At 63.1% G+C, this 23,089-nt stretch carries 20 protein-coding genes; 9 read left to right on the top strand and 11 right to left on the bottom strand.

Features of this window, described 5'->3' with window-relative positions:
* Window positions 1-34: 34 nt before the first annotated feature.
* Window positions 35-256: a hypothetical protein gene (locus CXQ88_RS22610; RefSeq protein ID WP_306736806.1), complete on the bottom strand. Its 222-nt coding sequence runs from the start codon at window positions 254-256 to the stop codon at window positions 35-37.
* Here CXQ88_RS22610 and CXQ88_RS12170 point away from each other — a divergent pair.
* From CXQ88_RS12170 to CXQ88_RS12180, 3 genes are all read left to right on the top strand, one after another.
* Window positions 249-1,190 (top strand): PQQ-dependent sugar dehydrogenase, encoded by a 942-nt coding sequence (locus CXQ88_RS12170; RefSeq protein ID WP_306736808.1) that lies wholly within the window; start codon window positions 249-251, stop codon window positions 1,188-1,190. The genes CXQ88_RS22610 and CXQ88_RS12170 overlap by 8 nt on opposite strands.
* Window positions 1,191-1,233: 43 nt before the next feature.
* A complete protein-coding gene (locus CXQ88_RS12175) occupies window positions 1,234-2,004 on the top strand; it encodes a hypothetical protein (protein WP_258061839.1) in 771 nt (256 codons plus the stop codon).
* A 347-nt stretch (window positions 2,005-2,351) separates the two neighbouring features.
* On the top strand, window positions 2,352-3,692 hold the full coding sequence (locus CXQ88_RS12180; RefSeq protein WP_258061840.1) for a nucleoside permease: 1,341 nt from the start codon (window positions 2,352-2,354) through the stop codon (window positions 3,690-3,692).
* A 461-nt stretch (window positions 3,693-4,153) separates the two neighbouring features.
* Here the strand turns inward: CXQ88_RS12180 and CXQ88_RS12185 are convergent, their stop codons facing one another.
* From CXQ88_RS12185 to CXQ88_RS12225, 9 genes are all read right to left on the bottom strand, one after another.
* Window positions 4,154-5,188 (bottom strand): DUF4192 domain-containing protein, encoded by a 1,035-nt coding sequence (locus CXQ88_RS12185; protein ID WP_104044424.1) that lies wholly within the window; start codon window positions 5,186-5,188, stop codon window positions 4,154-4,156.
* Window positions 5,189-6,904: 1,716 nt separating this feature from the next.
* The gene (locus CXQ88_RS12190) at window positions 6,905-7,108 is read right to left on the bottom strand and encodes a hypothetical protein (protein ID WP_146069201.1); all 204 of its coding nucleotides are present in this window, start codon (window positions 7,106-7,108) and stop codon (window positions 6,905-6,907) included.
* Between the two features lie 43 nt (window positions 7,109-7,151).
* Window positions 7,152-7,823 (bottom strand): 3-oxoacid CoA-transferase subunit B, encoded by a 672-nt coding sequence (locus CXQ88_RS12195; RefSeq protein ID WP_104044426.1) that lies wholly within the window; start codon window positions 7,821-7,823, stop codon window positions 7,152-7,154.
* A 2-nt stretch (window positions 7,824-7,825) separates the two neighbouring features.
* Entirely contained in the window at window positions 7,826-8,524 is a 699-nt protein-coding gene (locus tag CXQ88_RS12200) for a 3-oxoacid CoA-transferase subunit A (RefSeq protein WP_104044427.1), read from the bottom strand.
* A gap of 4 nt (window positions 8,525-8,528) precedes the next feature.
* Window positions 8,529-9,728 (bottom strand): thiolase family protein, encoded by a 1,200-nt coding sequence (locus CXQ88_RS12205; RefSeq protein WP_104044428.1) that lies wholly within the window; start codon window positions 9,726-9,728, stop codon window positions 8,529-8,531.
* A gap of 838 nt (window positions 9,729-10,566) precedes the next feature.
* A complete protein-coding gene (locus CXQ88_RS12210; protein ID WP_104044429.1) occupies window positions 10,567-11,796 on the bottom strand; it encodes an acyl-CoA dehydrogenase family protein in 1,230 nt (409 codons plus the stop codon).
* A 34-nt stretch (window positions 11,797-11,830) separates the two neighbouring features.
* Window positions 11,831-13,399, bottom strand: coding sequence for a class I adenylate-forming enzyme family protein (locus tag CXQ88_RS12215; protein ID WP_181037496.1), 1,569 nt, complete (start codon window positions 13,397-13,399; stop codon window positions 11,831-11,833).
* Window positions 13,400-13,414: 15 nt separating this feature from the next.
* Window positions 13,415-14,884 carry an aldehyde dehydrogenase gene (locus CXQ88_RS12220; protein ID WP_104044431.1) on the bottom strand — a complete coding sequence of 490 codons (1,470 nt, stop codon included), beginning with the start codon at window positions 14,882-14,884 and terminating at the stop codon, window positions 13,415-13,417.
* Window positions 14,885-14,894: 10 nt separating this feature from the next.
* Window positions 14,895-15,752 carry a p-hydroxycinnamoyl CoA hydratase/lyase gene (locus tag CXQ88_RS12225; RefSeq protein WP_104044432.1) on the bottom strand — a complete coding sequence of 286 codons (858 nt, stop codon included), beginning with the start codon at window positions 15,750-15,752 and terminating at the stop codon, window positions 14,895-14,897.
* A gap of 135 nt (window positions 15,753-15,887) precedes the next feature.
* Here CXQ88_RS12225 and CXQ88_RS12230 point away from each other — a divergent pair, with 135 nt between their 5' ends.
* Window positions 15,888-16,367: a MarR family winged helix-turn-helix transcriptional regulator gene (locus CXQ88_RS12230; protein WP_104044433.1), complete on the top strand. Its 480-nt coding sequence runs from the start codon at window positions 15,888-15,890 to the stop codon at window positions 16,365-16,367.
* 46 nt (window positions 16,368-16,413) lie between these two features.
* Here CXQ88_RS12230 and CXQ88_RS12235 read toward each other — a convergent pair whose 3' ends face one another.
* Window positions 16,414-17,220 (bottom strand): IclR family transcriptional regulator, encoded by an 807-nt coding sequence (locus tag CXQ88_RS12235; RefSeq protein ID WP_104044434.1) that lies wholly within the window; start codon window positions 17,218-17,220, stop codon window positions 16,414-16,416.
* Between the two features lie 149 nt (window positions 17,221-17,369).
* On the opposite strand from CXQ88_RS12235, the gene CXQ88_RS12240 reads away from it, so the two are divergent.
* The 5 genes from CXQ88_RS12240 (at window position 17,370) to CXQ88_RS12265 (ending at window position 22,976) form a co-directional block, all read left to right on the top strand.
* Complete coding sequence (locus CXQ88_RS12240; RefSeq protein ID WP_219816322.1) at window positions 17,370-18,485, top strand: alcohol dehydrogenase catalytic domain-containing protein; 1,116 nt, start codon at window positions 17,370-17,372, stop codon at window positions 18,483-18,485.
* Between the two features lie 9 nt (window positions 18,486-18,494).
* Entirely contained in the window at window positions 18,495-19,139 is a 645-nt protein-coding gene (locus CXQ88_RS12245) for a cysteine hydrolase family protein (RefSeq protein WP_104044436.1), read from the top strand.
* A gap of 93 nt (window positions 19,140-19,232) precedes the next feature.
* Window positions 19,233-20,366: a sugar ABC transporter substrate-binding protein gene (locus CXQ88_RS12250; protein WP_104044437.1), complete on the top strand. Its 1,134-nt coding sequence runs from the start codon at window positions 19,233-19,235 to the stop codon at window positions 20,364-20,366.
* 28 nt (window positions 20,367-20,394) lie between these two features.
* Complete coding sequence (locus tag CXQ88_RS12260; RefSeq protein WP_181037497.1) at window positions 20,395-21,927, top strand: sugar ABC transporter ATP-binding protein; 1,533 nt, start codon at window positions 20,395-20,397, stop codon at window positions 21,925-21,927.
* A gap of 44 nt (window positions 21,928-21,971) precedes the next feature.
* Window positions 21,972-22,976 (top strand): ABC transporter permease, encoded by a 1,005-nt coding sequence (locus CXQ88_RS12265; protein ID WP_181037498.1) that lies wholly within the window; start codon window positions 21,972-21,974, stop codon window positions 22,974-22,976.
* Window positions 22,977-23,089 lie beyond the last annotated feature (113 nt).

Raw genomic sequence — 23,089 nt, forward strand, 5'->3', positions numbered from 1 at the left:
CAACAGCAGCACTGCAACATACATCCTCAAAGCATCAGGAGACAGCCGTGAAAGCCACCCGCACGCCAGCCCTGTTGGCAGTCACTATCGGAGCGGGCCTAATGTTGGCCTCCTGCGCTGCCACGTCGCCGGCATCCCCGCCGCCGGTCACGTCGGCTGTTCCCTCCCCCGCCCCGTCTTCCTCGTCAGCCGAGGCGTCGGCGTCGGCGACAGCGGGGAATGCCACGCCGACGGGCACGCCCCAGGCCGTGGCCACCGGGCTGGAGGCTCCCTGGTCCGTGGTGTTCCGCAACGGCACCCCGCTGGTCAGTGAGCGGGACAGCGGGCGGATCCTCGAGCTCAGCCCTGACGGCACCACGCGCACCATTGGAGACATTCCCGGCGTGGCGGGCGTTGGGGAAGGTGGGCTGCTGGGCCTGGCTGTGGACAGCCAGGGCCGCCTGTACGTGTACTCCACCGGGAGGGACGGGAACAGGCTCCAGCGCTTCGACGTCACCGGAGAACCCGGGTCCCTGGCGCTGGGGCGGCCCGAAACGCTGCTCGACGGGATTGCGTCGGCGAGCTATCACGACGGCGGCCGGATTGCCTTCGGGCCCGACGGCATGCTCTACGTGACGATCGGGGATGCGGGCCGGAGCGGCAGTTCCCAGGACCTCGACTCCCTGAACGGGAAGATCCTGAGAATGACCCCCGACGGCGACGTACCCGGTGACAACCCCTTCCCGGATTCGCTCGTCTACAGTTACGGACACCGCAACCCCCAGGGCCTGGCCTGGGCGGAGGACGGCACCATGTTCGCCACCGAGTTCGGGCAGAACACCTGGGACGAGCTGAACATCATCACCACGGGAGCCAACTACGGCTGGCCGACGGTGGAAGGAATAGCCACCACAGGGGACTTCACCGACCCCGTGCAGCAGTGGGAGCCCTCCGAGGCCAGCCCCAGCGGCATGACACACATTGACGGGAACCTGTTCATCGCCAACCTGCGCGGACAGGTCCTCAGGGCCGTGCCCGTAGCCGACCCCTCCACCTCAACCATCTACCACAGCGGTGAATTCGGCCGCATCCGCGATGTCACGGAGGCTCCGGACGGGAGGCTCTGGTTCGTCACCAACAACACCGACGGCCGGGGTACGCCCGGGCCCGACGACGACCGCATCCTCAGCGTGGAGCTGACCCGGCAGTGAGCAGACGCTACGAGATCACTGTGCGGCATTCACGTCTGCACTCGTGTTGACCAGCGACCAGACGCAAAGAGTCCGGCGCCTCCCGCTTCGGATGCTTTTGGGACTTCTCCTGCTCGGGGTGCTCGCGTCAGTATCGGTGCTCTTCGGGCCCGGCGTGTTCAGTGGCTTGCGCACCGAGATCACCCCGGCCCTGTCGCCCCCGGAATGCACGGTCGAAACCTCGGAGGGAGAGGTCGGGCTCGACCGTGACGAGGCGCAGCTGGCAACGACCGCGGTCGCGCTCCTGGCCCGCGGGATGGAGGCACCTGACACTTCCGGCATCGACGGGGCGGTGTTGCAGCGGCTGGCGGAAGGGCCATCCGAAGACGCTGGTCCTACCCTGAGCTGCCGGGGATCGGCCGCGAATGACCTGCAGGAACAACAGCTGAATGTCACCGGCCTGACACCGCGCGCCGAGCAGGTGCGCGAGGCCATGACCGAGGTGTTCGGTGACCAGAGCCTGGGCGGGTTCGCCCCGGGTGGCGTCGGTCAGGGGCACGGAGCTGACTCGACGCACTACGACGGCCGGGCGATCGACATCTTCTTCCGTCCGGTGACCGAGGAAAACCGGCGTCAGGGATGGATACTTGCCCACTGGCTTGTCGCTCACACCGGGGACCTGGACATCCAGTACGTTATCTTCGACGACCGGTTTTGGAGCGTGCACAGCTCGAGCCGGCAATGGCATCACTACGACGCCCCTGAGCCCGGCAACGAGATCCTGCGGCACCTCGACCACGTGCACGTGGACGTGCTGGGCGGAAGTCCTGACTGAAATCCAGACCCGGGCTCATCCCCTTCAACAGTCGCCTCGGCCGTGTTCCAAGCCTGCAAGGCGCAAGCTGGCGCGATCGGCGAAATCAGGGGTCCAATCGGCTGAAGGTGGGTGACCGGAAAGAACACCATCAGCACCCGCTTACTGTGCGGCCACGGAACGGGGTGACCAGAGCCGCCTTGGCGTCATGCGGGGAAGTAATTCGGTTTCTGTGAACTATTGACATCGTTTGGTGTCGTATCTATGTTGCCTTCATGGAAGCTGGGCGGCGTCCCCTGGGGTCGTTGGCCAGGTCGGCCCGCATTGGCGGTCTGAGACCCGGAGTCATCGTTTCCTGAGGAGATGTCATGGCAGAAGACCGAAGCAGCGGGAGCATGGCGGTCGGGATCAGACTGCGGCTCTCCTTAATGATGTTCCTGCAGTTCTTCGTCTGGGGCGCCTGGTTCGTCACCATGGGAACCTTCCTGGGTCAGGGTCTGGCCGCCTCCGGCAGCCAGATCAGCCTGGCCTACCTGACCCAGTCCCTCGGAGCCATATTGGCGCCGCTCATCATCGGACTCATCGCCGACCAGTTCTTCGCGGCCCAAAAGATCCTTGCCATCCTGCACATCGCCGGGGCCGCCCTGCTGTGGTTCGCCTCGACGATGACCGACTTCGGCGCGTTCTTCCCCGTCATCCTGGTCTACATGATCCTGTACATGCCGACCCTGGCACTGGTGAACTCAATTTCGTTCCGCCAGATGCAGGACCCCGAGAAACAATTCCCCGCGGTGCGTGTACTGGGAACAATCGGCTGGATCGTAGCCGGCGTCACCATCGGATGGCTCGGCTGGGAACAAGGAGCCCAGCTGTCGATGACCTTCCAAATGGCAGCCATCGCCTCGCTGCTCCTCGGAGTGTTTGCCTTCACCCTCCCCGCCACCCCGCCGACCGGAAAAGCAGGAAAATCCAGCATCGGTGACATGCTCGGGCTCGAAGCCCTCGGCCTGCTCAAGTCCCGCTCCTACCTGGTCTTCTTCATCGCATCCATCGCCATCTGCATCCCGCTGGCCTTCTACTACAACTTCACCAACCTCTTCCTCAACGAAATCGGCGTCGACGCCGCAGCGGCCGTCCAGTCCCTTGGCCAGGCCTCCGAAGTACTGTTCCTGCTGGTACTGCCATTCCTGCTCAAACGCCTGGGCGTGAAATGGACCCTCGCCATCGGCATGGCCGCCTGGGCGCTGCGCTACGTCTTCTTCGCCTTCGGCGACACCGGCGGCATGTACTGGATGCTGCTGCTGGGCATCCTCCTGCACGGCGTCTGCTACGACTTCTTCTTCGTCGCCGGACAGATCTACACCAACAAGTTCGCCGGCGACCGGTTCCGCAGCGCCGCCCAAGGACTCATCACCCTTGCCACCTACGGCATCGGCATCCTCATCGGCTCACTGCTGGCCGGACCAATCGTCGACACCTTCGCCACCCCCGACAACCACGAATGGCGCCCAATCTGGCTCATCCCCGCCGCCATCGCCGCCGTAGTCCTGCTGGCCTTCCTGCTCCTCTTCAGGGATCGGGGCACACGCACAGACACCGACCTGGGGATGGAAACAGCGTCAACAACCCTCGAAGCCCCGGGAGCACCACTTCCCGCCCCCGATGCCCGACAGAGCAACACCCCGCGCCAAGACCCGCGAAAGGAATAGTCACCCCTGAGGATCGGGGCCTGCCTGCGAATACTGATGGCAAAATCGGCCGGTATTCACAATCCACCATGATGCACCGGGTCATTGCAGAACTACGACGTCTGTGTCCGTTCCAGGCGGTGGGTCCTTAGTCCAAGGGCGCGGAATTTCGTTGGTCTGCCTATCAAGCTATGTTGAAGGGATAGGGCCCGGACAGCTGGCCCGGACCACGGAAAGCCAACGGGTCAGGTACGGGTCAGGCCCTCCCAGGATGAGACTGGTTCTGTCATCTACCTCGACTCGTCCCACTCAAACGCCGATAATTGATCTTTCGTCAACCAGATTCATTCCGGCACACCGTGAGGCCTCGGCTTGGAATAGTGTGCCGCATGCTGCCGAAGACATCGGTAGCGGGGAAGAAGCAGGATCGTTGCCCAGTCGAGATGGAGCAGATCACTTCTTAGAGTTTGGGGTCGCGTGGCTCAGGCTGTGTCGAAGGGCAGTGCTTTGTAGGCGGTTTCTTTGTTCATGTTCCAGCCGGCGACGATCCCGGAGCCGATCATTTGGTCGCTGAGACGTGCCAGACGGTATGCGGGGTCGGTGTCGAGTGCGAGTTGGAGGAATTGGTGCGCCTTGCTGCCTCTGCCTTCCCACCAGTTGATGTAACCGATGGCCGTAAGGACCGGGGCCGAGTGCTGGGGGCTGCTGCGGGTGTAGGCGTGGAGGAGCAGTTGTTGTGCCCACTCGATGCGTGACCATTTCGGTGCCTCTTGGGTTTGTGCGAACAGGATCTGCTGCATGGGTTCGTCGACCCCGTGGATGTCTGCGATGAGCCGGTCACGGATCGCGGGGAACTGCAGGTTCGCGACCAGGGCGTGGCAGTCATCATCGCTGGGAAAGGTGTTGGAGTCGAGCATGTTTGACCAGAGTTTCCGGCCTTGCTTGAGTGCGGCGCCGGTTGTCTGGGAGGCGATGGTGTCGATGTGGTGTTCGACGGCGGCCGCTTTCGTTTGTGCTTGGCTGGTGGTTGGGAGGGTGATGCGGTCGTTGGGTTCGATGAAGCTGCCGCGGTAGATGAATTCGGCGTTGATGGCGCTGGTCTGGGTTGAGTTGACGGGCAGGGCGAGGCTGGTGCCGGGTTCGCCGTCGTAGGGGGAGAAGGTTTCGTCTCCGACGAAGAGTCCGTCCCGGATGGTGATGCCCTGTTCGGCGAGGACTCCTGTGAGAGCGGCGATGGTCCCGGCATGGGGTTTCGCCTGTCCGGGGTGGGCGGTTTCGCTGGTGTAGACGGCGAAGATGATGGATGTGGCGGTGGTGTCGCTGGTGAGGTAGTGGGCGACGGTGTGTGCGTAGGGGAGTTCCTGGCCGGGTTGGCGGAGGAGATCGATGCGCAGGGTCGCGCCGATGCTGTTCTCGTTCATGGTGATGCAGACCAGGCTTTCCTGTGGCCAGAAGCCCAGGGTGTGTCCGATGAAGCTGAGGACGTCTGATGGTGTTGTGATCGTGAGCTTTTCCATGATCCCGTGTTTCCCTTCACCCTCTGTGTTGCTGCGGTTGTTGGTTGTGGGCGTCGTTCTGGTAGGGGACCACCCGCTGGGTTGAGGGGCCGGAGTGCAACTTGGGGGACCGGCGCCGGGGCAAAACTTCATCCGCAGGCAATGCTTCACGGTTCTGACCATGAAGTTTTGGTTCCGGCGTCGGCGCGGTAGCGCCCTGGTTGCGCGGAGGGCCCGCCCAGCGATCATGGGACATATCAGAATGACAAGCAGCGTTGGAACTTCTGCCTGTCCATCGATGCCAAGGAACCAAGCGGCATGACCTACCAAGATAAGGTCAGTTCATAACGCTCGCCGCGATTGTGGCTCGGCGTGCGGAGCTTCCACACGGAGGAAAGTGGCGGATTCTAGGATTGCAAAGTCTGTTGAAGGGCGGAGCCAAATCTGTCAGGACAAAGAAAAACCGCATCCCTTCGTTTCGAGATGCGGACGTAGGTTGAAGGCTCTGACGGGCGGAAAACGGGGTGTGGACATTGTCCACAGTCTTGGCCTCGGATCGGGTAATACTGTCCTCGGACTGCTTCGAATTCCGCATGTTTCCGCGAGTTCCCAGTCTTTGCAGGGCCTGGAAGACAGTTCGAGTCCCACCTCGGGCACAGCATATCCCCTCGTCAGAGGGGTTTTTGCTTTAACGTGTTGACATGGCTTGTGTTGGCGTCCCTCTGACGCTAGGTTCGCGGGCTGTGGCCTGGCCGCCGCGGTGGCCTGTTCAGGTGTGCGGGGTGGCGGGTTCAGGACCCTGGCTGGTGGGCCTTCCGCCTGCCTTGGTGGGGCTATGGGTTCCTCGTTCCGGTTCTGTCTGGTTGGGCCGGGTTGTCCAACACTTATTCATGGTCCGGGGTTGCGGCCACAACATGACATCACCGGTTCTGCTGCGAAATTTCCTTGGAAGCTGCTCCCAGGCGTCCTAGGAGCCTCGAGGTGCGCTGTTTGTCCTGCCAAAGGAGGTGTGGACAGTGTCCACACTTATGTCTGCTTTAAGCTACGTGAACGTGCCGGGTGCGACGTGGGAACGCAACGGGAGAATTCGGATTGCTGTTGGAGCGTAAGGCTTAGGTTGCGTGGGGGAGGGGCCCCAGCGACTACGGGATTCAGAATTAAAGCCAGAAGTCCGTGCCCTGGTCGTCCAAAGCGTAGGAAGGGTACCCGACCGCTGACATACCGGCGTGCTTTGGCCGACGGCACTAGCTGGCGGCGCGGCAGCCCCTGCAATCTGACTTGGTTCGCCGTCGAATATGGCAATTGGCCAGCTGCGATACGTCCGGACGGGCATGAAACCGACGAATGACCTGGTCGATGTCCTTTTAGAGGGGCGTCGCGGTTTGAGCCTAGTCAAAAGTGTCCCGGTTTGGGTCTAAGAGTTTCTTGAGCCGTCGTCAACAAAAGTAGAGAACGGGCCCTACTCTGACACCTGGCGCCCGGACGCCTGACGTCAGGTTGGGGTGTGCCCTACTAGGGCGGAAACCTAGCCCATCGCCAACCCTCTCCCGGTGTCCGGGTCCGGGTCCGGGTCACAGAAGAGGGTGTCCGGCAGAATTTCAAGGTAGGTCCTTTCCTACGGCGTGGGCTAAGCAGGCGCGAAGAGTTCGAAATCGAATACGCGCGAACCAGTACTGTGTCCGCGTGGTCCTCAAAAGTTTGTGGGCAGTTTGAAAGCCGACGCTGCACGGTGGCGTCCTAGCGCGGGAAACGCCGTACGGAGTGCTCCCGGATGTCCAACAATTTACGTTCCCCCACTCCTGTGCGGATCCATGCCACACCAAGTGCGGGTGCTGTCTCCTCCACGGCACCCTGCCACTCGATGTTTCCTCGGTGGTCGAAAATCTCTACCGGGTCACCGGGGGTCAGCAGCTCCAGGAACTTGACTTCCACGTGTGACAACCCGCTTTGCAACCTTACGTTCCTTTCGTACATAGGGCCCGCCCTAGGCGGCTGCGGCCGTCAGCGGCACGGGCACGAGTTCCTGGAGTTCTTCGAGGGTGCAGCCGAAGGTTTCGCGGACGGTGACGCCGTCGGGTCCGGTGAGGAACACGGCTTTGTCCGTGTAGACGCGGGTGACGCAGCCGACGCCGGTGAGCGGGTAGGTGCAGGTGTCCACGATCTTGGAGGCGCCTTCGCGGGTCAGGAGGGTCATCATGACGAACACGTCCTTGGCGCCGGTGGCCAAATCCATGGCGCCGCCGACGGCCGGAATCGCACCGGGTGCACCGGTGTGCCAGTTCGCGAGGTCACCGGTGGCAGAAACCTGGAACGCCCCCAGGACACAGATGTCCAGGTGCCCGCCGCGCATGATCGCGAACGAATCCGCGTGGTGGAAGTAGGAGGCGCCGGGGAGTTCGGTGACCGGGATCTTCCCGGCGTTGATGAGATCGCCGTCGATCTGGTCCGCTTCGGCAGCCGGACCCATGCCGAGCATCCCGTTCTCCGTGTGGAGTGTGATGTCCTGCTCCTCGGTGAGGTAGTTGGATACCAGCGTGGGCTGGCCGATGCCGAGGTTCACAAAGGATCCCGGGGCGATGTCCTTGGCTACGAGCCGGGCGAGGTCGTCCCGGCCCAGCGGCGTGGTGGAGGTTTGGAGGGACGTTGCAATGCTCATTTTCAAGCCACCTTCTCGGTTGTGCCGGCGGCGTTGCCGGCCGCGGGGACACGGACCACGGTATTGACGTAAATGCCGGGTGTGACGACGTTTTCCGGGTCCAGCCCGCCGGTGGGCACGATTTCCGAAACCTGGACGATGGTCTGCTGGGCGGCCGCGGCCATGATCGGGCCGAAGTTCCGGGCGGTCTTGCGGTACACGAGGTTGCCCTTGTCGTCAGCTTTGAGGGCCTTGATCAGGGCGACGTCGGCGTGGATGGGCGTCTCGAACACCTGGCCGCGGCCGTCGATGATCCGGGTTTCCTTGCGCTCGGCCAGCATGGTCCCGTACCCGGTGGGCGTGAAGAACCCGCCGATCCCGGCCCCAGCAGCACGGATCCGCTCGGCAAGGTTGCCCTGCGGCACGAGTTCCAGTTCGATCTCGCCGGCTTTGTATTTGGCGTCGAAGTGCCAGGAGTCCGACTGGCGCGGGAAGGAGCAGATCATCTTCCGCACCCGGCCTTCCTTGATCAGCAGCGCCAGGCCATGGTCGCCCTGCCCCGCATTGTTGTTCACCACGGTCAGGCCGGTGGCGCCGCAATCCATCAGCGCGTCGATCAGTTCAAACGGCTGCCCGGCATTGCCGAACCCGCCGATCATCACCGTGGAGCCGTCCTTGATCCCGGCGACAGCCTCCTGGACCGACTCAACAAAGTTCAGCATCGTTTTAACCCTTCACGCCAGCAGTTACGTTTTCGAGGACGACGGCCAGGCCCTGGCCCACGCCGATGCAGATCGCGGCCACGCCCCAGCGTTCCCCGGAGGCCTGCAGGGACCGGGCGAGGGTGCCCAGGATCCGGGTTCCGGAGGCACCGAGCGGGTGGCCCATCGCAATGGCCCCGCCGTGCCGGTTCACGATGGAGGCGTCGATGCCCCAGGCGTTGATGCAGGCCAGGGACTGCGCGGCGAACGCTTCGTTCAGTTCTACGGCGCCCACCTGCTCCCAGCCGATGCCCGCCTTCGCGAGGGCCTTGTTCGCCGCCTCCACGGGAGCGTAACCGAAGTACTGGGGGTCATTGCCGTGCGCACCGCGGCCGGCGATACGGGCCAGAGGCTCCAGCCCCAGCAGCCCGGCGGCTCTCTCGCTGCCGATCCAGGCCGCGGAGGCGCCGTCGGACAGCGGGGAAGCATTCCCGGCCGTTACCGTGCCGTTCTCGGTCCGGAACACGGTCTTCAGCCCGGCAAGCTTCTCCGCCGACGAACCTGCCCGGATGCCCTCGTCCCGCACCAGGTCCGTGCCCGGCACCGGGGCAACGAGGTTGTCGTAAAAGCCCTCGTCCCAGGCGGCAGCGGAGAGGTTGTGCGAATCAGCCGCGAACTGGTCCTGCTGCTCGCGGGTCACGCCGTACTTCTCCCGGAGCCGTTCGGTGGCCTCACCCAGGGAGATGGTCCATTCCTTTGGCATCGCCTTGTTCACCAGCCGCCAGCCCAGCGTGGTGGAGGCCAGGGTCATGTCCCCGGCCGGGTAGGGCTTCTCCGTCTTCGGCAGCACCCACGGGGCACGGGACATCGACTCGGCGCCGCCTACGAGCATCAGGTCAGCATCGCCGGCGTTGATCTGCCGGGAGGCGGTGATCGCCGCGTCCAGGGATGAGCCGCAGAGCCGGTTCACCGTGGTGCCCGGAATGGACACCGGCAAACCAGCCAGCAGGGTCCCCATCCGGGCAATGTTCCGGTTCTCCTCGCCGGCACCGTTGGCATTGCCAAACACCACCTCGTCGATCCGCTCAGGATCCAGCCCGGGGGCACGCTTCACGGATTCCTTGATCACGTGCGCGGCAAGGTCATCCGGGCGGACGGCAGCAAGGCCCGAGCCGAACTTGCCGAACGGGGTGCGCACGGCGTCGTACACAAAAGCCTGATTCATGGTGCTCCTTGGTAGGGCGAGTTTTAGTCGGAGGGCGGTCGTACCGCCATCGACGACATGTTCAGATCGGTCACGAAGAGCCCTGCGTCAGGGCCGGAAAGAGGGCCGCGCAGTCCATCTTCCGGCCATCGCCCTTGAAGCCGTCCAATATTGGCGACTAACGTTGCTCAAGCGGCTTCAGTCATCGCCGCCGCACGCTTGCCGGCCAGCCGGATCTCGATTAGCGGCTGTGAGTTAGCCAGGGGCCGAGGTATGTTGGCCCGCCTCTTGCAGGAAGCGTGCGCATCGAATCCTCTGCTTGCGCTGCGAGCTGCTCGTGGAGAACCGCAGCCTTGCCGCCGGATGGCGGGGGCCAGCCACACTTGTACTCGCGGTCCAGCACGGGGCGGCTGTTGCGGTTTCAACGCCTATATGAGCAAGCCAAGTACAGATTATTTCTCTTCGTATTTGTAGTGGAGACCAATCCAAGGCGAAGCAATCAACTCAAACTCCCGCGAGAGTATTGATAATTCTTCGTCTTCCCTGGTGCCACGCATCGTCTCAGTAGACACTTCGTTGCCTTCCGTCGGGGGAGTGAAGCCTCGGCTGTGACTCCCTCAATTGGTGTTGATTCCATGATCAGAGGTCGACGCGCTTCCAGAACGGTCATGTTCGTTGAACGAGCATTAACTGCTTTTATCAAGGTCACTATTCCGTTTGTCTCTCCGAGGTCAGAATCTGTCTCTGCTCGTAGCCCCGAAGCCAACTGAGCGCTGGGAAACCGCGCAACGTACGCGAAGTAAAGAGAAGAGACCGGAACCAAGAAACGACACCTGCTGGCGTTTGGTTTGTGCGGGGCTTATCTGGTGAAGGCGCTGCGGCCGGTTATGGCCCTGCCCACGACTAAGGTGTTGATTTCCTTGGTGCCCTCGTAGGTGTAGATGGCTTCGGCATCGGCGAAGAACCGGCCGACATCGTTGGACAGCAGGATGCCGTTTCCTCCGACGATTTCCCTGGCCCAGGCTACGGTTTCCCGCATACGCGAGCACGTCCAGGCCTTGGCCATCGCGGAGTCCTGGTCCCGGTAGACGCCCTCGTCCTGCTGTTGGGAGAGTCTGACGACCATGCCCAGTGAAGCGATGGTGTTGCCGAGCATCCCGACAAGTTTGTCCTGGATCATCTGGAACCCGGAGATAGGCCTGCCGAATTGTTCCCGGTCCGCGGCGTACTTCAACGCTGCTTCGTATGCTCCTGCCTGCACGCCGGCGGCAAACCATGCAACCCCGGAGCGCATGGAGCGGAGCAGATCGGCAACATCAGCGAAGGAATTGATGCGCGCCAGCCTGAACTCTTCGGTTACCTCCACGTTCTCCAGGGAGATATCTGAGTTCTGGACCATGCGCAGCGACATCTTGCCGCCGATGTTTTTCATGGTGACACCGGGTGCATCTGATTTCACGAGGAAGGCTTTGATTTGGCCGTCGGCGACATCGCGGGCAAGGACTGCGAGGTAGTCGGCGAAGACAGCGTTTCCGATCCAGCGCTTTTCCCCGTTGATGATCCAGTTGTTCCCGCTTCTGCGGGCGGACGTTGTTAGTCCGCCGGCGATGTCGGAGCCGTGCTCTGGCTCAGTGAGTGCGAAAACGCCGGTCATTTCGAAGGAATCGATGAGTGGCAGCCATGTCTTGGCCTGGTCCTCGCTGCCGCCACGCAGCACGGTTGTCCGGAAGAGCCCGGACTGGCCGTTGTAGTACGTTGCCAGCGAGGCGTCCGTGCGGGCCAGTTCAAAGTTGCGGAAGCCTTCGTACAGCGACCGTGGTTTTGCGCCTCCGGCGGTGAGGGACGCCGGTGTGATGAGGTCCAGTGCCGCCAGGGGCTTGATGAGTTGGGCGGGGAAATCGCCTCGCTCCCAGTAGTCGGCAAGCAGGGGCTTGGCTTCTGTTTCGAGGAATCCACGAAGTTTGAGGAGTTCTCCTTGCTCGGCATCGGTGAGCAGCGCTTCATAGTTCATGGGATCGCACTCGCCGTAAAGGCGGGTCCGGAGAGTTGCTTTCTCGGACTGCGCGGTTTCGTGGGTGGCTGCGGTCATCGTGTTTCCTTCTGCATTCCGGGTTGGCTTGGGGTTAGTGTGTGTCCGGCGGGAGGATGCGCAGTTCGCGCCGGAGTAGCTTTCCGACAGGGCTGCGGGGCAGTTCTTCCCGTCGTTCAATCTGGCGCGGGAGTTTGAACCTGGCCAGATGAGGGCGGAGGTATTCCTGGAGCTCCTTGAGTTCAACGTTGGACTCGGAGACGATCACGGCGGTAATGACTTCACCCCACAACGGGTCGGGTCGGCCAATCACCGCAGCGTCCAAAATGCCCGGGTAGCTGGCAATCAGGTGTTCAATTTCTGCCGGGTCAACGTTCTCTCCGCCGGTAATGATGATTTCCTTCGAGCGGCCGGTGATGCAGAGATCACCGTCGGCATCAATCAGGCCCCTGTCGCCGGTAATGAGCCAGCCATCGACGAAGGCTGCCTCGGTTGCTTTGGCGTCCCGCCAGTAAGTCGATGCGGTATGTGGTCCGCGGACCAGGATTTCACCGGTTTCCCCTGGCGGGAGGTCGGTTCCGTCCACGGAGACAATGCGGACGTCCGTCAGCAGGGCCGGCGTTCCGGATGATTCTGCTTTGCCGGAGGCGTCGGTCCGCCGTCTGAAGCTGATGGAGGGCCCGGCCTCGGTCATCCCATAGGAGGCCAGCACGGGGACGTTCCGGGCAGACCAGAGGGCGACGAGTTCCGGTGGCATGGGTGCCCCGCCGCCGAGGATCCAGCGAAGGCTGGAGGTATCCGCTTGGGCGAAGCCGGGACTTTGAGCCATCAGGGTCAGCATTGAGGGAACGGCGAACATGGTGGTGATTCCGTATTCGCTGATCTGTTCGAGGCAGCGGGCTGCGTCGAACTTGCTGTCAATGATTACGCTGCCGCCCTTGTGCAGGGTCGCGACGGCAATCGTGTTCAGTGCGGCAATGTGGGAGAGCGGGGTGTTCACCAGTGTCACGTCGTCGCTGGCGATGTCCAGCCCCAGGAGGGTGTTGACACCGTTGAAGAACAGCGCGCTGTGGGTGAGGACGACGCCCTTGGGGTGCCCGGCGGTACCTGATGTGTAGATGATGATGGCGGGGCTGTCTGCCTCCGGCCGGATTTCTCCTGCTTCCGCACCGGTGTTGATCGGAAGGGAGGGAAGCCCGTGGCGGGATTGGGCTTCGAGTTGGATCATGCTGACCTCGGTGTCCGTTCCGACGGCTTCCAGAGCCGTCGGAACGGAGCGTTCCGATACCAGGATTGTTGTTGCGGACAGATCCCGGAGGATAAATTTCACGTCCGCGGCGGGCGCCGCAGCTCCTATCGGGGTGAAGACTGCGCCGATGCGTGAACATGCATAGAGCGCCGTGAGTATTTCGGGGCGGTTCTCGCTGACGCAGACCACCCTGTCGCCTGGCCGGACGCCTTGGGACGTCAGGAACGCCGCTGCCGCATGGATCCGTTCGAGCAGTTCCCCGTAGGTGATGCGCGCCCCGTCGTGGATGATGGCGGTGCGCAGGGGCTGTCGGAGCGCCCGGCGCTCCACCAGCTCCCCGTATCTCAGCCCCGGGAACTGACCCGTTTCCTGCCCGTGCGGGGCAGGGGTGTCGGAAGCTCCGGCAATACTCACAAGTGTCTCCATTGACTAGATAGGGTAGTGGCGTTCTTCGGTTGAAACGGTGATCCACCGCAGTTCGGTGAACTCTTCCAGGGAAGCGGCGGAACCGAAGCGCCCGAAGCCGCTGGACTTTACCCCGCCGAAAGGCATCTGTGCCTCATCGTGGACGGTGGCTCCGTTGATGTGGCAAATGCCGGACTGAATGCGTCGCGCCAGCCCCAGCCCGCGGCTGACGTCGCTGGTGAACAGGGCCGCGGCCAGGCCGTACTCCGAGTCGTTTGCAACTTCAATGGCCTCGTCGGCGCCGTCGACCTCAATGATCGGCGCCAGCGGGCCGAAGGATTCCTCGGTGTAGATCCTGGCGGCCTTGGTGACGCCCGTGAGGACTGTTGCGGGGAAGTACAGTCCATCGGCTTCGCCGCCGGTGAGGACTGTTGCACCCTTTTCAACAGCGTCGCGAACCAGAGCGGTGACATGTTCGACGGAAGCCTCGTGAACCAGCGGGCCGAGCTGTGTCGCCGGTTCTCCGGGATCGCCTACGACCAGCTTGGCGGCCCGATCGGCCAGCAACTGGCTGAACTCCGCTGCGACGGCCTTGTCCACAATGATCCGCTCGGTGGACATGCAGATTTGGCCCTGGTTCATGAACGCCCCGAAGGAGGCGGCCGCCGCCGCGGCCTCAAGGTCTGCGTCTTTGAGCACGATGAACGGGGCTTTACCGCCCAGCTCCATGACGGAACGCTTCAGGTGCCTGCCTGCCTTTTCGGCGATGATCCGGCCAACCTTCGTGGACCCGGTGAAGTTGATGACCCGGACCGCTTTATGGGTGACCAGGGCGTCGACGACGTCGGCTGCGTCTTCGGGTGCGTTGGTGATCAGGTTGGCCACGCCGGCAGGAAGACCGGCGTCGATCAGGCATTCGATGATCGCGGAGTGTGTCGCCGGCGTCTCTTCGGAGGCTTTCAGTACCACGGTGTTCCCGAACGCCAACGGCATGGCCACAGCGCGCACTCCAAGGATCAGCGGCGCGTTCCACGGGGCGATACCGACAACGACGCCGACGGGTTCACGTACAGCCGTCGCGGAGAGTCCTGGCACGTCTGAAGGGATAACCTGGCCGACCGTTGAGTAGACCTGGGCGGCGGCTTCGCGGAGCATGTTGGCGGCGAGCATGGCGTTGAAGTGGCACCATGCAGCTGCGGCTCCCATTTCCTTGCCCATGACGGCAGCAATGTCGTGGCTGCGTTCGGTCAGCAGCGTCGCCGCGGCCTCCAGAATCTTTCGGCGCTGGGCCGGCGGGGTGGCCGCCCATACCGGAGCCGCGGCAGCTGCAGCGTCGACGGCACGCTCTGCATCGGCTCGTCCAGCCGCCGCGACGGTAGCCACCGTCTCCCCGGTCAGACGCTGGATCTTGTCGAAATAGCGTCCGCTGGCGGGATCGGCGGCCTCGCCGGCGATCCTGAGGGGAACTCTGACAATGTCTGTCGTTGTGGTCATCACGGACTCCTTACTCTGCGGTCGCGGTGGTGTAGGTGCCCAAGCCGGGCCGGTAGGTCTTGTCGTCCAGGAACTGCGTCATGCCCTGTTCCCTGGCGTCGGTGTCGAACAGGATGGCCTGATCGTGCTTGGCGTACAGGAAGTCTTCAGCAGTTTCCCAGGACATGAGCCGGGAGTGCCGGAAGCCCATCTTGGTACCGCGTACGACCCACTGGCTGAGGCTGGTCAGCTGCTTGGCCAGCGCGATGGTGCGTTCGCGCAGCTGATCGGCCGGGACGGCCTCGTTGACCAGCCGCATCTGGGATGCCCGGCGGCCATCGAACTGTTCGCCGGTCATGATGTAGTACATCGCGTCGCGGGTCGGGATGGTCTCGGCCAGGGCCCGGGTCACCAGGTTGCCGGGAGTGACGCCCCAGTTCACTTCGGAAAGGCCGAAGGTTGCATCTTCGGCGGCGATGGCCAGGTCGCAGGAAACCAGGGGCACAAATGCGCCGCCGAAGCACCAGCCGCTGACCATGGCGATGGTCGGCTTGGGGTAGCTGAGCAGTTTGCGGTACTGCCAGTTCGTCCCCTCGGTGCGGACCTTGTTCTGTATCGAACGGGGCTTGCCGTCCGTTTCGCGGAAATACTCCTTCAGGTCCATCCCGGCGGACCAGGACTCTTCGGTTCCGGTCAGGACCAGGACTGCGCACCGGTCGTCCGTTTCGAGGTATTCGAGCGTGGCGTACATTTCACGGTTCAGCGTCGGATTCATCGCATTGCGCTTTTCCGGGCGGTTGAAGCGGACCCAGGCGATACGGTTCTCGTCGAACTCGACGAGAACGGTGTTGCCCCAGGGCTCCTCGGGGGTGGTGTTTTCAACTGTCATGACAATCCTTCAGCGGAAATGGGTGGGGTGGATGTGGTCCCGGCTTCGGCCCATCACAGGATGGGGGCGAGTTCCGGAATGAGTATCAGTGTTTCTGATATAAGTGATATCAGGCATTCTGATAAGCTGTCAACCATGTCTGCAGAAGTTTCCGGCGCCGGCCGTCCCGGGGAGCACGTTTCCGACGAACCGCACGCCCGTGTGACCTATCTGGTGAAGCGACTGGAGTCAGCGGTACGGCGGGACCTGGATGCGATCATGCAGGAACAGGGGCTGACCACCCCGCAATATGCCGCCCTGAGTATCTTGCGGAGAAGTCCGGGCCTTTCGTCGGCCCAGCTGGCCCGCCGGTCTTTCGTAACAGCCCAGTCGATGCAGGTAATGGTCGCCGCTTTCGAGCGCAGTGGTTTCATCGAGCGGCGTGCCGATGCGGGGCATCAGCGGATTCTGCGTAACTTCCTCACGGCCGCGGGCGAAGCTGTCCTTGCACGCAGCGAGGAAGCCGCCGACCGAATCGAGAAGCAGATGCTCGCCGGGCTAAGCGACGCCCAAATCAGGCGCCTGCGCGAAACCATGGAGGCCTGCGTCCAGAACCTTCTGGCCGACGGCCCCTGACCTGTTGCGGTAGGCGCGCTGTGACGGCTGCCCTGCCATATGCCGCCTAGCTCCCTGCCTGCCGGTGCAAACGGGGGCTGATGGTGGAGGCGGCATGGCTGCCGGCGAGGGCGTGGGTGAGTCCGCGCGCAGCCATCTGCACGAGAAGTTTCATCTCTTTCAGATCCCTGGCCCCTGGTGAACTCAGGAGTGAAACCGCAGCGATGCCCACCTCCGGCGGACCGAACACGGGGGCCGCGCAGGAAACTGATCCCGGGGTCAGTTCATTCTCTGACGTGGCCACGCCGTCGGTCCTGATGCGGTCCAGTTCCAGACGAAGGACCTCCGGGTCGGTATGTGTATTTGTTGTGTAGCGGGCCAGGGGTGAAGCCATCACGGCATCCCGGATCTCGGGTTCGGCGTATGCCAGCAGGACCTTTCCGGAGGAGCTTGCGTGAAGCGGCAGCCTGCCCCCGGCCCGGCCGGCAGCGGGCACACCGCGGGTTCCGGCAATCCGCTCTATGAGGAGAGCATCGGTGCCGTCCATGACGGCGATGAGCACATGTGCCTTCGTCGTTTCCCAGAGGCTTTGGAGGAATGGCATGGCCGCCTCCCTCAGGCCGTAGCTGCGGTTGGATCTTGCCGCGATCTCCCAGAGCCTGACTCCGATGGCATAGCCGCCGCCGGATGTGCGCTCGAGGCCCCCCCAGGTGACCATGTCCTGGATGAGCCGGTGGACCGTGCTGGTGGGCAGGGCCGTGAAACGTGCGATGTCGGACATTGACAGCACCGTGCGCTCCCCGGCGAAGGCGTCCAAAACGAGAAAAATTTTCGCGGACACCGACTGCCCAGGAGTTGAGCTGTTGCCCGCCATAGGACGCTCCTTAGATGTCAGAGGCTCTTATTCACCTTGCAGACTAGTTTCCCACTGAGTGGGCATGCGTGTCACCCGTCACATCAGAGGCTCTTATATTGAAGTCAACGGCGTGATGCCGGCCCTCAAACATCCCACAGGAGTGAATAGTGACCAGGACAATGATGTCAGCCCGTATGCACGAGGTCGCAGCGCCGATGGTGCTGGAGGAAGTACCCCTTCCCGAGCCCGGCCCGGCGGATGTGCGGGTATCTGTGCAGGCCTGCAACATCGTGCCGAACCTTGCGAACATTCTCGCGAACTGGACGACCTGGTTTCCCCAGAACCCCCTTCCCGCTCTGCCGGCCATTTTTGGCCTCGACCCGGCGGGCGTCGTCGAAGCGGTAGGCTCCGATGTCCACGGGTTTGCGGTGGGGGATCGGGTGTACGTCAACCCGGGTCGCTATTGCGGCGGATGCCTGGCCTGCCGCCGGGGAGACCATATCAACTGCAGCAGCTACGCGTTCTCCGGCTACTTCGGCTTCACGCCGACGGCCACCAAAATGTTGGACCGCTACCCCTACGGCGGGCTGGCCGAGTACATGATCGCCCCGCAGTACGCGCTCGTTAAACTGCCGGACTCGGTCAGCTTCGAACACGCTGCCCGCTTCGGCTACCTTGGCACCGCGTACTCTGCCCTGCGGAAAGCCAACGTCGGGACGGACACCACCGTGCTCATCAACGGCATCAGCGGAACCCTCGGCCTCGGCGCCGCCCTGTACGCACTCGCCCTCGGCGCCACACAGATCCTCGGCACCGGTCGTGACCGCGCCCTGCTGGAAAGGGTCCGCGCACTGGCCCCCGAACGGATCCAGACGTTCTCCAGCCTCGACGGACCGATCGATGAATGGGTACACAGCGTCACGGACGGCGGAGTCGACGTCCACATCAGCGCCCTTGGCCCCGGCACACCCCACGAGCCCTTCATCCAGGGCATGAAATCCCTGCGCCGCGGCGGAAGGGCCGTCAACATCGGCGCGACTTCCGGGGACGTCCCCATCGACGTCCACCACATGATGGACCAGCAGCAGCAGCTGGTCGGATCCGTCTGGTTCACCGCAGGGGAGGGCCAGGACATGGCAGCCATGGCTGCCAACGGCATGGTCGACTTGTCCATCCTCGAAAACGTGGTCTACCCGCTGGCGAAGGTCAACGACGCAATCAACGGCATCGAGAACCGCCACGGCGGCTTCAGCAACTACATCATCAGCCCGAACGAAAAGTAGGACCCTGCCATGACCACCAACGAGCTGCAGCTGGATCCCGCCCGCACGGCACTGGTAAACGTGCACTGGCAACAGGACATCGTCACCGCCCAGGGGGCGTTCGCCCCCTTCTTCGCCGAGGCCGTCCAGCGGCACGGCGTCATCGACAGGACACGCGCCCTGGTGGAAGCCGCCAGGGAATCCGGCGTTCCGGTCATCTGGGCGCGCGCCGCCTTCCAGGCCGGCTACCCCGAACTCGTCATGAACACCGGGCTCAGCCACGCCATCAAGGACCTGAACGCCCTCGTGGAAGGAAGCCCCGGAGCGCAAATCATTGAGGAACTGGCTCCATTGGATTCTGAACCGGTGGTCAGCCACCCCGGCACTTCGGCGTTCCCGGTCACGCCCCTGGATTCGATCCTGCGCCGCCTCGGCATAGAGACGGTGCTCTTCACCGGTGTGGCCACCAACATCACGGTCGAAGGAACGGCCCGGGATGCAGTCAACCTCGGATACCATGCCGTCATCGTCTCGGACGCCTGCGCTGCGGCTACGGATGCCGCCCACGAGGCCACTCTTGAGACCTTTTCGCTGCTGGGGCGAACAGCCACCGTTGATGAAGTCCGAGCCGCGCTGCAGGGCGTCGCGGCACAACCAGTTGGCTCGGCCTCTTAGCCCGTCCCGTCACCCCCTGCCGTGTTCTACCGTGCGGTCCCCGACTGGGGACCGCACACACATCCGCTGCTTCACACCGTCGAAGGAAAGAACATGCCCAAAAATCGAATCAGGTCCACAGCGCTGACGCTTGGGGCCTCCACCGCACTGATCCTCTCCCTGGCCGCCTGCGCAGGTTCCTCTACCGGCCAGTCAGACCAAGGCCTTGACAGCGCCGGCCAGCAGGCGTTGGCGCAGGCGAAGGACTTTGTCGAAAAGTCCCAGTCGAAAGTCACAGAGGCGACCCTGGCCTCCGACTCACCTGCCATCGCCAAGGACATCTCCATCGTCGTCATCCCCTGCACCTACGCGGCAGAAGGGTGCAAGCGGGTGGCCGACTCCGTGCAGGAGGCCGGCAAGACGCTGGGCTGGGACACCCGCATGATCGACCCGGCCGGGGACCCTGAAAAGATGCGTCAGGCGATCCGCACAGCCATGCAGCTCAAAGTCGACGGCATCGTGCTCGGAGCAATTCCGGAAATCCTGGTCAAGGACGACGTCGCCCTCGCCCGGGCCGCCGGAATCAAGATCGTCAACGCCATGGAGCCCAATTCCAAGGAATTCGCTGATGCGCAAACAGGCACGGACAACGTCCAGGCCGGCCGCATGAACGCCGCCCTGCTCACCGTTGAAACCGGGGGCCTCGGCCGCGTCGTCACCATCAATGATCCCCAGTTCCCTGCCGTCATCGGCTGGCATAAAGGCTTCACGGAAGGACTGAAGGAATTCTGCCCCTCGTGCACCATCGTCAAGGAAATGGAATTCCAGTTGTCCGGACTGCAGACCACCCTGCCCCAGGAGTTCCAGGCCACACTGACGGCCAATCCCGATATTAACGCGGTCTGGGCAGCCTACGATCCTGTCGTCACCGCGATCACCCCCGTCATCGAACGCTCGTCCAATCCCGACATCAAGATCCTGTCCCACAACGCGGACCCGTCCTCCCTGAAAGACCTGCAGGCAGGGGACAAGCCGATCTCCGGCTCCGTCGGGTACTCCATCGAATGGATCGCCTACAGCGCAGTAGATCAAATGAACCGCTTGTTCAGCGGTGCCCTTGCAGAGGCCGAACGCCAGCGGATGGTGCCGAACAAGCTGATCACCTCCTCGAACGTCACTACGGTGCCCTGGGATGGCGACGCTGACTGGAAAAACGCGTTCCTCACCGCCTGGAAATCGGCCAAGTAGCAGCCGGCCCCGGATCCAGGACACCAAGATGACCAACTACGCCGTCACATGCGAAGACCTGAGTATCTCCTTCGGCGCCACTCAAGCACTCAAGTCGGTGACCACCGGCTTCGAACGCGGAAAGATCACCGCACTGCTGGGCATGAACGGTTCCGGCAAATCGACGCTGATCAAGGTCCTCGCGGGAATATACCGACCCGATCCCGGATCCCGGATCACCATCGCCGGCTCCCCGATCGCGGGGCACCTGACCCCGAAACGCGCCCATGCCTTGGGGCTGCGGTTCCTCCACCAGGAAGTCGGGCTGGTGGGGCCCTTGACCATATCGGACAACTTCGCCATGGTCGGACGCTTCAGAGCACCCTTCGCACTGGGTCCCATCGCCCAGCGGGAACAGGACGAATATGTCGCCCAGGTCCTGCAACGTTTCGACCTGCCAGTTCACCCGCAAACCAAAGTCGCTGACCTCAGCCCGACCCTGCGGACCATGGTCGGCATGGCCCGGGCGTTCCAGCACGACGGCGAAGACGAGGACGTGTTCGCCAGGAACGTTCTGGTCCTGGATGAACCCACGGCATCACTTCCCGCCGATGAAGTCCACGCAGTCATGGCCACCGTTGAGCGACTCCGCGACCACGGGGGCACGGTCATCTACGTCAGCCACCGCACAGAAGAAGTCAAGCGGCTGGCAGACAACCTCATCGTCCTTCGGGACGGGGAACTCGTCGTGGAAGAGGCGGTAGCACACCTGCAGATCCCGGACATCGTCTCCAGGGTCGTAGGACAAACCATCGCAGCCAAAGAACTACGCCGGACCGACCTCAGCGGGACACCCGTCGTGCTTGAGGTCAACAACCTCCAAGGAACCACGCTTCAGGACGTGAGCCTGCAAATCCGGGCAGGTGAAATCCTCGGCGTGGCAGGGCTCGTCGGGTGCGGGCGGAGCGAGCTAATCCGTCTGCTCTCCGGCGCGCAACGCCCGCACCAGGGAACAATGCAGCTCAACGGCCAGCCGTACCAGCCCACCCACCCGGGAACCGCAGTGAAACGGGGTGTCGTCTCCGTGCCACAGGACCGCCGGGTCGAAGGATGCATTCTCAGCATGGCAACCAACGACAACCTGACCATGGGCAGCCTTGACACCTTCTTCAAAGGCGGACTCCTGCGCCTGAAATCCGAATCCCTTTCGGCCCAGGGTCTTGCCGAAACGTACCAGGTCAAGACCGGGGACATCCGGTCCCCCATCAGCACCCTCTCGGGCGGTAACCAACAGAAGGTCGTTATTGCCAGAGCAGCCAGCCGGGCAACGGAAGTGCTCCTGCTCGACGAGCCAACGCAGGGCGTCGATGCCTTGGCCAAGCAGGAAATCTGGAACATCATCCGCGGATTTGCAGCCACCGGAAAAGCCGTCGTCGTCGCATCGACGGACTTTGATGAGTTCGTTGGCCTGTGCGACCGCGTCATCGTCCTTGACCGCGGAGCCATTGCCGCCTCCGCCGCCGGCCCCGACGAAATCACCGAAAAACAGCTTGCCCTCCTCTGTGCCGGCGCGGACCAATGACGTCCCGCAGCCCGTCACCCTCCACGAAAAGGATCACCACAGCCATGGTTTCCACCATCACGAAAGCCCGGCCGAAGCCGGGCCAGGCTCGTACCCGACTGGGACCGGCCGCATTTCTCACCCGCTACGGCGTTATCGTTTTCCTGGTTCTCCTTGTCACCATTTTTGCGCTGCTGATGCCCCGGACCTTTCCGACGTCAGGGAACCTCATGGCAATCGTCGCCGACCAGTCCATACCCATCATCCTGGCCCTGGCTGCGATCCTTCCCCTGGCCGCCGGGGAATTTGACCTCTCCATCGCAGCGGTCCTGGGCTTTTCCTCAATTCTCTCCATCGCCCTATCGAACGCCGGGATGCCCCTGCCGCTGGTACTGGCAGGAACTCTCGTTTTCGGCCTGCTGGTCGGAGCCGTGAACGCCTTCTTCGTCGTCAAAATCGGCATCAATGCCTTCATCGGAACCTTGGCAATGGCCACCATCCTTGCCGGCCTGAACTTGCTGCTTACCCGCGGATCACTGATGACCCTTGAATCCGAAGAGTTCGCCAGGCTCACCAGCGTGCCCGGCTCCCGGATCCAGATCGTCATCGCGTACGCCCTCGTTCTCGTCCTTGTCATCTGGTATCTGCTGGAGCGCACACCTTTCGGCCGGTATCTGCGGGCCACGGGCATGGGTCGCCCGGCAGCCCGCCTCAGCGGCGTGCGGACAGAACGCTATCTCACCTCATCCTTCGTGTTGGCAGCGCTGCTGGCCTCGTTCGCAGGATTCCTGCTGGCATCCCGGTCCGGAAGTGCACCGCCCACCCTGGGACCGGAGTTTTTGTTGCCGGCCTACGCAGCAGCGTTCTTGGGGGCGGCTACCATACGGCCGGGCTTCTTCAACGTGTGGGGCACAGTCGTCGGAGCATTTCTACTTGCCGTGGGCAGCAACGGCCTGACTCTAATGGGCGCCCAAACCTGGGTGGCGAACGTCTTCAACGGAGTGGCCTTGCTCGCAGCAGTATCTGCCTCGGTGATCGTAGCCCGCCGAGGGGTCAGCGGCCGTACATAAACGATGCGTTCAGGTGCATGGGGCAGCGGTCCCGGGGCTGATAGCCCCGGGACCGCTGCCTGTCTGCTCTGGGGGTCCTCGGGATTCCGCCCCATAGATCCCGCGCGGGAGCA

The sequence above is a fragment of the Arthrobacter sp. ZGTC412 genome (assembly GCF_002929215.1).
In the GTDB taxonomy this organism is placed as follows: domain Bacteria; phylum Actinomycetota; class Actinomycetes; order Actinomycetales; family Micrococcaceae; genus Arthrobacter.